Genomic DNA, 8,358 nt, shown 5'->3' with positions numbered 1-8,358 from the left:
TGGCATGACGTCAGCGGGGAAAGGGGCACTCACACCTCAGGCCTGAGTTCTGCAACAATGCCGATGGGCACCGTCAATCTCCTGCGCCTCGCGCGAGAGACCGGGGCCACCTTTCTGCAGGCTTCGACCAGTGAAATCTATGGAGACGCGCAGGTTCAGCCGCAAAGCGAAACCTACTACGGTCACGTCAATCCGATTGGACCGCGCGCCTGTTATGACGAAGGCAAGCGCTGCGCTGAAACCATCTGCTTCGACTACCATCGGCAGTATGGCGTCCGCATAAAGGTCGTCAGAATCTTCAATACCTATGGCCCGCGACTGTCGCCCGCCGACGGACGGGTCGCCTCGAATTTCATCCTGCAGGCGTTGCGCGACAAGCCCATCACAATCTACGGAGATGGCTCACAGACGCGCTCGCTTTGCTACGTGGACGATATGATCGGCGGCCTCGCCGCGATGATGGATTCGAACGACGATGTGACCGGCCCCATCAATCTCGGTAACCCTGACGAGCACACGATCCGCGAGATTGCGGATCTGATCATGTCGATCACCGACTCCAAATCAAAGATCACATTCGGCCCCGTGCCGGAGGATGATCCCCAAAAACGACGGCCCGACATTTCGCTTGCGATCGAGAAGCTGAACTGGCGCCCCACTGTTGAGCTCGAGACAGGACTGGCGCGCACGATCGGCTATTTCCGGCGCCAGTTCTCAATGGACATGCCTGGCTGAAGGAGCGGATACATGAATGCGCGTTGTCGGAACAAACCGGCATGTGGTGGGCAGGGGGCCCTCGCCGCGCTTGGCATGACCGAACCCGGCCCATTCGGGCACTTCAGGACGCGCCCCGAGATCACCCCTGCGGGCGAATTGCCGGGCTGGCAGCCCAAAGTGCGCTCGGCGAGGGGCCGGACCGGACGATCGCCTGTTTCCACAACGAAATCCGCACGGCGACCGGGATGATGTCTGAGTTGGATACCTGATGCTTGAAGGTCTGCCCGTTTTGGTTACTGGCGGCGCGGGGTACATCGGGTCGCATACCTGCAAGGCGCTGGCAGCGGCGGGCGCCCGACCGGTGGTGTTCGACGACCTCTCGACCGGGCATCCCGATGCGGTGCGCTGGGGGGCGCTCGTCCGCGGCGACGTGCGCGACCGGGGCGCGGTGGCTGCGGCGCTGATGCGCCACGAAATTTCCTATGTTCTGCATTTCGCCGGCAAGGCCTATGTCGGCGAGTCGATGCAGGATCCGGGCAAGTATTACGACAACAATGTCGGCGGCATGATCGGCCTTCTTGCCGGCTGCACCGAGGCGGGGGTGGGGCGCGTCGTGTTTTCGTCGAGCTGCGCCACCTACGGTCTGCCCGAGCGTCTGCCGATCACCGAGGACACGCCCCAGCGCCCGATCAACCCATATGGCCGCACCAAGCTGATCTGCGAGCAAATGCTGCGCGACCACGGCAGCGCCCATGGGCTGCACCATGTCAGCCTGCGCTATTTCAACGCCGCCGGCGCCGACCCGGAGGGCGAGATCGGCGAGCGGCATGCCCCCGAAACCCACCTGATCCCGTTGGCGCTGATGGCCGCCTCGGGGCAGGGGCCGGCGCTGAAGGTCTTCGGTACCAACTATCCCACGCCCGACGGCACCTGCGTGCGCGACTATATCCATGTTGCCGATCTTGCCCGCGCCCATGTGCGCGCGGTCGAACACCTGATGGCGGGGGGCGAGAGCCTGGCGCTGAATCTCGGCTCGGGGCGCGGGTTATCGGTCCGCGAGATCACTGCCGCGATCGAAGCGGCGACCGGCCGTGCGGTCCCGGTCGAGGATGCGCCGCGCCGGCCGGGAGACCCGCCGGAACTGACGGCCGATGCCGGCCTGGCGGCGCGGCTGTGGGGCTTTCGCACCGAGCGGTCTGACATCGCCGATATCGTGCGCGATGCGGCGCCCTGGTTCGGGTTGGGAGGCGGCGATGGGGACAAGGTCTGATCGCCCCGGCCAGCGTCTTCTGAAACCGCTTCTGAGCCGGCAGCAAAAGTGGATCTACCGCGGTTATACGCTTGTCTGGGTGCTGGCCGCGCTCTTCTTCTGGGGATGGTGGCTGCAACCCGATCATATCCTCGATCCGTGGCTTTACGGCATGGCGACCGGGCCGCTGATCTGGCTCTACGGGCTGCAGGTCTATTTTCTCTGCGTGGTGCACAACGCGCGCGTCAGTTCCGCGCCCGATCCCGTGCCCGGAGAATACCGGGTCGCGATGATCACGACAAAGACCCCAGCCGAGCCCTTCGCCGTGGTGCGCCCGACGCTCGAGGCGATGCTGGCGCAGGACCATCCGCACGACACCTGGCTGGCCGACGAGGATCCGACGCCCGAGGTCCTGGAATGGTGTGCCGAACACGGCGTTCGCGTCTCGACCCGCAAGGGCCGCGACGACTACCACCGCGCGGAATGGCCCCGGCGCACCCGTTGCAAGGAGGGCAATCTCGCCTTCTTCTACGACCACTGGGGCTATCGCGACTATGACCTCGTCTCGCAGCTCGATGCCGATCACGTGCCGCGGCCCGGTTACCTGCGCGAGATGATCCGCCCCTTCGCCGATCCCGCCGTCGGCTATGTCAGCGCCCCCAGCATTTGCGCAGCGAACGCCAAGGAAAGCTGGGCCGCCCGGACCCGCCTCTATGCCGAGGCAGGTTTCCACGGCATCCTGCAGGCTGGCTATACCGGAGCGCTCGCGCCGATGTGCATCGGTTCGCATTACGCGGTGCGGACGTCGGCACTGAAAGAGGTGGGCGGCCTCGGTCCCGAACTGGCCGAAGACCATTCGACGACGATGCTGATGAACGCTGGCGGCTGGCGCGGCGTCCATGCCATCGACGCGATCGCCGTCGGTGACGGTCCGGCCAGCATCACCGATCTCGCCACGCAGGAATTCCAGTGGTCGCGCAGCCTGCTCAGCCTGCTCCTGTACCATACGCCGCGCTATCTCGGCAGCCTCACGCCGCGGCTCAGGGCACTCTTCGTCTTCTGCCAGGTCTGGTATCCGCTGTTTGCGCTGACCTTCGCGGGGATGTATTTGCTGCCGATCGTTGCGATCGTGCTCGACCGGCGCTTTGCCGAGGTGACCTATCCGGCCTTCCTGGGCCACAGCCTGCCCACCGTCGTGGCGATGACGCTCTTTGCCTATCGCCTGCACCGCGATGGGTTCCTGCGACCGCAATATGCCCCGATCATCTCTTGGGAAAAGGGGCTTTTCGTACTGGCGCAATGGCCCTGGGTGGTCTGGGGTGTGGTGATGGCGCTGGCGGACCGTCTCAGCGGCCGCTTCGTCGACTTCCGGGTCACGCCGAAGGGCGGTGCGCAAAACGCGCCGCTGCCGGGGCGCGTGCTGGCTGTCTATGCCATTCTTGCGCTCGGCTGCGTCGTGCCGGTTCTCGCGGTGTCGGACATCACGCAGGCGCGCGGCTTCTACCTGCTGGCGGTGTTCAACGCGTTGGCCTATTCGGCCCTGTTGGCGGTGATCGTCGTGCACCATTGGCGCGAAACCGGTCGGCCCAGGCGTTTGGGCGCCGCACTGCAAATCGGAACAACAGCCGGGGTTTTCGCGGCAATCGGTGCCGCCCTGTTCTTGCGGGGCACCGAAAGCCTTTATGCTCTTGAGGCCGGGCTCGGACCTGTCCACCTGACCAGTGTCGAATATCGCGCATCCGGCGCAAGAAGTAATGCGCGCGGTACTGTCGTCTACCGTTTTGATCCGGGATGGAACTAACCTGACGTTATGAAATTAGTATGGAGAGATAACAATGATGACTTGTGTACCCAAAACGCTCGACCGCAATTGCCGGTATTTCCCAGCCCTCTTGACCGCGCTGCTTTTCGGGGTCGCCGGGTCGGTGCCGGTTCTGGCTGCGCCGCCGGGAGATCTGCCTTTCGGGGTCTACGATCCCGGTGGAGATTTCGAAAATGACACGAACGTGCAGATAGAGCATCTCTTCTTGCCCTGGGAAGACCTCTATCTGCAATCTCTGAGCGAGGCCGATACCTATGCACTTGAGCGCCATCGCGCCATTCTGGTAACGATCGAGCCCTGGACCTGGTCGCGGTCCGAACGGAACACGCCCCAGCACCTGCGCGAGGGGATCTTCGACGGCAGCTACGACAATAACATGCGCACGATCTGCGAGGTTCTGAACACGCTGCAAAGCCCGGTGACGGTGCGTTGGGGGCATGAGATGGACGATGACAACGGCCAGTTCATCTGGGCCGGCTGGGACGCGGAAACCTATATTGCCGCCTATCGCCGGATGATCGATGTCTGTCGCGAGGCGGCGCCGAAGGTGCGCTACATGTGGTCGCCGACCGGTTTTGAGGGGATGGAGGCCTATTATCCGGGCGACGATTACACCGATGTCGTCGGCATCTCTGTCTTCGGCTACCAGCCCTGGGACCAGGATCATTACGACCGTGACCAGACCTTCGAGGACATCATGGCGCCGCGGTACGAACGCGCTGCCACCTTCGACAAGCCGGTCGTGGTGGCCGAACTCGCCTACTCGGGAAAACAGGCCTATGTCGACATGTGGGAAAACGCGGTCCGCAATGTTGGTGACCGATATCCCCAGCTCGTCGGGGTGGTCTATTTCAACTATCCTGAGGTCTATAACTGGCCCGAAGGGTTCGGCCGTCCGGACTGGCGGGTGCATCACCGCGTCCTCGAGTAACCGCTCCGACCGGCGGAATTCGGCAAAAAACGGCGCCCTGTAAAGGGGCGCCGTTGTCGTACCATGATCTAGCCAATATCGTACCATATTCATGTGATCAGTGCTGGTCACGGGAAGTGGTCTTCATTTCGCTCGAGCCGGGCCCTGTTCCGGAGGGGAGGGGGAGGCAGGCCGAATTTTGTTGGGCCGGGCGCGCCTTGGAGGGCGGCAGCAGGCAAAAACACGAGGGGCACGTCATGAGCAGAATAGCCAGGAATTTCGGGGGCGCCGTCGCGGCGGCCGTTTTGGTATCGGCGCAGGCCGGTCCGGTGCTGGCGCACGACGAGACAGCACAGTCCCAGGTCGTGCGGGTGAACGCGACGCAGGGCTTTAGCTGGTTCAGCAACGGCCAGACGGCCACCGAAGTGGAACGGGCCCGGCGCAACCTGACCGGGACCCAATCCGCCCGCTTGCTCGGTCACGGCAGCTGGATCTGCTCGCCGGCCGGTTTTGGAAAGAAATCGACATGTTTCGCGCGTTGATCGCCGGATTCAGCTCTGTCGGATGACCTCCGGTTGAGGCGGGCGGCGGCTCGCCTCGCGGAATGACCTGGCGCTCCCCGTTCCAACACTTCAAGACGAGCTAAAGCGGCCCCGGAAATTCGGAGCGCGCAAGCTGCTCGAGCAGGCGGTCGAGGCGGATCTGACGGCCTGCCGCTTCGGCAAAACTCAACAAGAGCACCCGTTTGACGCCTCCCTCACGGAGCCTGAGACACCCGGAAAAACCCGAAATCAATGGCTCCTGAGGCCGTAGTGTGTTATGGATTCCTCACTATGGATTGGCTTCGCTTAGGCGCGAGCCAAGATGGCAGTGCGGGGAATGACCCTACCGAAACCGCCCGAATTGCCCGCAGGCTTCACAGGTTCAAACCACAGGGTGATACATCCGAACTGGGCCGCGGCGCTTTTGACCGCAGGCAGAAGGAGAGAGTGGCCATGAACGGCGCGGGCAAGCGGGCCAAGCGATCCAAGTCGCGGCCAGAGGACGTGCTTCCGGTCTTGCCCGATACCAAGGGCGATCTGTTCTGGGAGATGAACGAGCCGGGAACGGAATTCAAACAAAGTGTGGTCGGCATCGTCGTTGTCCGGGCCGACGGCACCATTGGTTACATCAACCCGTATCTGGCCAGCCTGGTTGGCGAATTGCCGGCGGACATGGTCAACGAGCCGCTCCTCGATTTCGTCGCGGAGCAAGACAGAGCTGCCATCGCCGAAGTCGTAAAGGACTGCGTGTCCGGCAAGCGCCATTTCGCCCAGTTGGAGACCACGATAACCCACAAGAGCGGAAAGGTCGTCGACATTTTCGTCGATGCGTCGGCCGCCGTCTTCGAAGGACAACCTGCCGCGGTCGGCGCCGTGATCGACATCAGCTCCCGCAAGCAGGCGGAACAGGCCCTCGCCGACTCCGAGGCGAAACTTCAGACCGCACTGACGAACATGTCGCAGGGTCTCGCGATGCTCGATTCAGAGGGCGGGATGGTATTGTTCAATCGGCGCTTCGCCGAGATTTTCCTGTTGTCCCAGGACCAGATCCTGCCCGGCATGACCTTGCCGGAGATTATCGGGCTCGCGACTTCACAATCGGGCGTCGGGGATCTGGACCCCGAGGGCACGATGGCTCAGATCGAGAAAGTCCCCCTTGGAACCGAGACCGGATCCTTTATCGTACACCTGAGCGACGGACGGAGCATTGCCGACACCTATCGCCCCATGCCGGGCGGCGGGATGGTGGTGACGTTCGAGGACATCACCGACCGAAGGCAGGCGGAACAGGCCCTCGCCGACTCCGAGGCGAAACTTCAGACCGCACTGACGAACATGTCGCAGGGTCTTCTGATGCTCGACACAGAGGGTAAGCTGGTGCTGCACAATTCGCGCCTTGAGGAGATTTACGGGCTGCCCCCTGAGGTGATCAAGGAGGGTATGGCCGTACCAGAGTTGATGGCGCTCGGAGTTTCAGCAACGGGCGTCGAGGATATGAACCCCGAGGCCACGCTCGCTCAGCTGGAAAAAATCCTCCGCGACCCTGAGGGTGGAACATATCTCCAGCGCTTGAACGACGGCCGGAGCATTTCTGCGTCCTTCCAGCCGATGCCGGAGGGCGGAATCGTGGTGACCTTCGAGGACATCACTCAGCGGCTTGCCGATCAGGCGGAAATCCAGCACATGGCGCAATTCGATGCGCTGACCGAACTGCCGAACCGGGTGAGCTTCTACGATCAGCTGGACACCCTCATGAAGCATCAGAGGCCGGGCGAATTCGTCGGGGTTCTGAGCCTCGATCTCGACCACTTCAAGGCCGTCAATGATACGCTCGGGCACCCCACAGGCGACCTGTTGCTGCAGGCGGCCGCCCGGCGCATGCAAAGCTGCCTGCGTGGCGAAGACATCCCGGCAAGGCTGGGTGGAGACGAGTTCGTCATTATCCAGACTCCGGTCAAGGACCCCTCGGACATCACCGCACTTGCAAGCCGCCTTATCAAGGCTGTCTCGGCGCCTTACGACTTGGACGGTCGTCAGGTGATCGTGGGGATCAGTATCGGTGTTGCCGTCGCGCCCAGTGACGGCACAGATCCCGATGTCCTCATGAAGAACGCCGATCTGGCGCTCTATCGCGCCAAGGCCGACGGGGGCAACGTCTACCGCTTCTTCGAGCACGAAATGGATGCGCGTATGCAGGCCCGCCGCCTCATCGAGCTCGATCTGCGCAAGGCGATCCATAACGGGGGCGAATTCGAGCTGCTCTACCAGCCCATGGTCGACGTCAAGACCGGAACGGTCGACAGTTGCGAGGCGCTGCTGCGCTGGTTCAGCCCCGAACGCGGCCTGGTGATGCCGGACGAATTCATTCCGGTGGCGGAGGCGACAGGGCTGATCGTGCCGCTGGGCGAATGGGTGTTGTATCACGCCTGCGTCGAAGCCGCGCGGTGGCCGGAGGAGATATCGGTTTCAGTCAATCTCTCGCCGGCTCAGTTCAAGAGCAAGAAACTCGTCCGGTCCATCAAGAATGCGCTTGCCGAGTCGGGGCTGCCTGCCGATCGGCTCGAGCTCGAGATCACCGAACAGGTACTGATGAGGGAAAGCGAGGGTGCGTTTGTCATTCTGCGTCAGATCCGCGATCTCGGGGTCAGGATCTCGATGGACGATTTCGGCACCGGCTATTCCTCGATCGGTTACTTGCGCGCCTTCCCGTTCAGCAAGATCAAGATCGACAAATCCTTCATTCGTGACCTGCCCGGCAAGAAAGACAGCATCGCGATCGTGCGTGCGGTCGTCGCGCTGAGCAGCAGCCTGGGTATCTTGACCACTGCCGAGGGTGTGGAGACCGAAGAGCAATACGCCAGCGTCACCACCGAAGGCTGCAACCTGGTCCAGGGCAACTTCTTCAGCGAGCCCCGCCCGAGCGCCGAGGTCGTCCAGTTCTTCAAGAAGCGGTTTCACGAAGACACGTGACAAGAAAACGCCGATCTTGCGGTGCAGCCCCAGCGTGACGCGGGGCAGGGCGGTCGGTCGAGACGGCCGACCCCGCCCTTCTTTCCCGTCATCCTCGGGCTCGACCCGAGGACCTCCCACCATCCGACACCCCCCGTCATCCTCGGGC

6 protein-coding genes are annotated in these 8,358 nt (G+C 62.9%); all 6 read left to right on the top strand.

Annotated features, from left to right (window positions below; translation table 11 throughout):
• The coding region (locus CRJ03_RS09390) for an NAD-dependent epimerase/dehydratase family protein (protein ID WP_104018618.1) at positions 1-735 on the top strand (735 nt) is incomplete at its 5' end.
• Positions 736-985: 250 nt separating this feature from the next.
• Entirely contained in the window at positions 986-1,987 is a 1,002-nt protein-coding gene (galE, locus tag CRJ03_RS09385; RefSeq protein ID WP_439126629.1) for a UDP-glucose 4-epimerase GalE, read from the top strand.
• The gene (locus CRJ03_RS09380; protein ID WP_104018613.1) at positions 1,971-3,767 is read left to right on the top strand and encodes a glycosyltransferase family 2 protein; all 1,797 of its coding nucleotides are present in this window, start codon (positions 1,971-1,973) and stop codon (positions 3,765-3,767) included. Before galE ends, CRJ03_RS09380 begins: the two co-directional genes overlap by 17 nt.
• 91 nt (positions 3,768-3,858) lie before the next feature.
• Positions 3,859-4,719, top strand: a complete 861-nt coding sequence (locus tag CRJ03_RS09375) for a glycoside hydrolase family 26 protein (protein ID WP_240611627.1) — start codon at positions 3,859-3,861, stop codon at positions 4,717-4,719.
• A 236-nt stretch (positions 4,720-4,955) separates the two neighbouring features.
• Positions 4,956-5,240 carry a hypothetical protein gene (locus CRJ03_RS09370; protein ID WP_129590265.1) on the top strand — a complete coding sequence of 95 codons (285 nt, stop codon included), beginning with the start codon at positions 4,956-4,958 and terminating at the stop codon, positions 5,238-5,240.
• A gap of 453 nt (positions 5,241-5,693) precedes the next feature.
• Positions 5,694-8,210, top strand: a complete 2,517-nt coding sequence (locus CRJ03_RS09365) for a sensor domain-containing protein (RefSeq protein ID WP_165375290.1) — start codon at positions 5,694-5,696, stop codon at positions 8,208-8,210.
• Positions 8,211-8,358 lie beyond the last annotated feature (148 nt).

The organism is Roseovarius nitratireducens, from assembly GCF_002925845.1.
Lineage (GTDB): Bacteria > Pseudomonadota > Alphaproteobacteria > Rhodobacterales > Rhodobacteraceae > Roseovarius > Roseovarius nitratireducens.
Note: the sequence above shows the minus strand (reverse complement) of the source record. Positions and strands in the feature narration are given on the sequence as shown.

Bases quoted from the DNA above. Each gene is read 5' to 3' on its own strand.
- galE (WP_439126629.1), top strand. From the start codon at position 986: ATGCTTGAAGGTCTGCCCGTTTTGGTTACTGGCGGCGCGGGGTACATC.
- CRJ03_RS09380 (WP_104018613.1), top strand. From the start codon at position 1,971: ATGGGGACAAGGTCTGATCGCCCCGGCCAGCGTCTTCTGAAACCGCTT.
- CRJ03_RS09370 (WP_129590265.1), top strand. From the start codon at position 4,956: ATGAGCAGAATAGCCAGGAATTTCGGGGGCGCCGTCGCGGCGGCCGTT.
- CRJ03_RS09365 (WP_165375290.1), top strand. From the start codon at position 5,694: ATGAACGGCGCGGGCAAGCGGGCCAAGCGATCCAAGTCGCGGCCAGAG.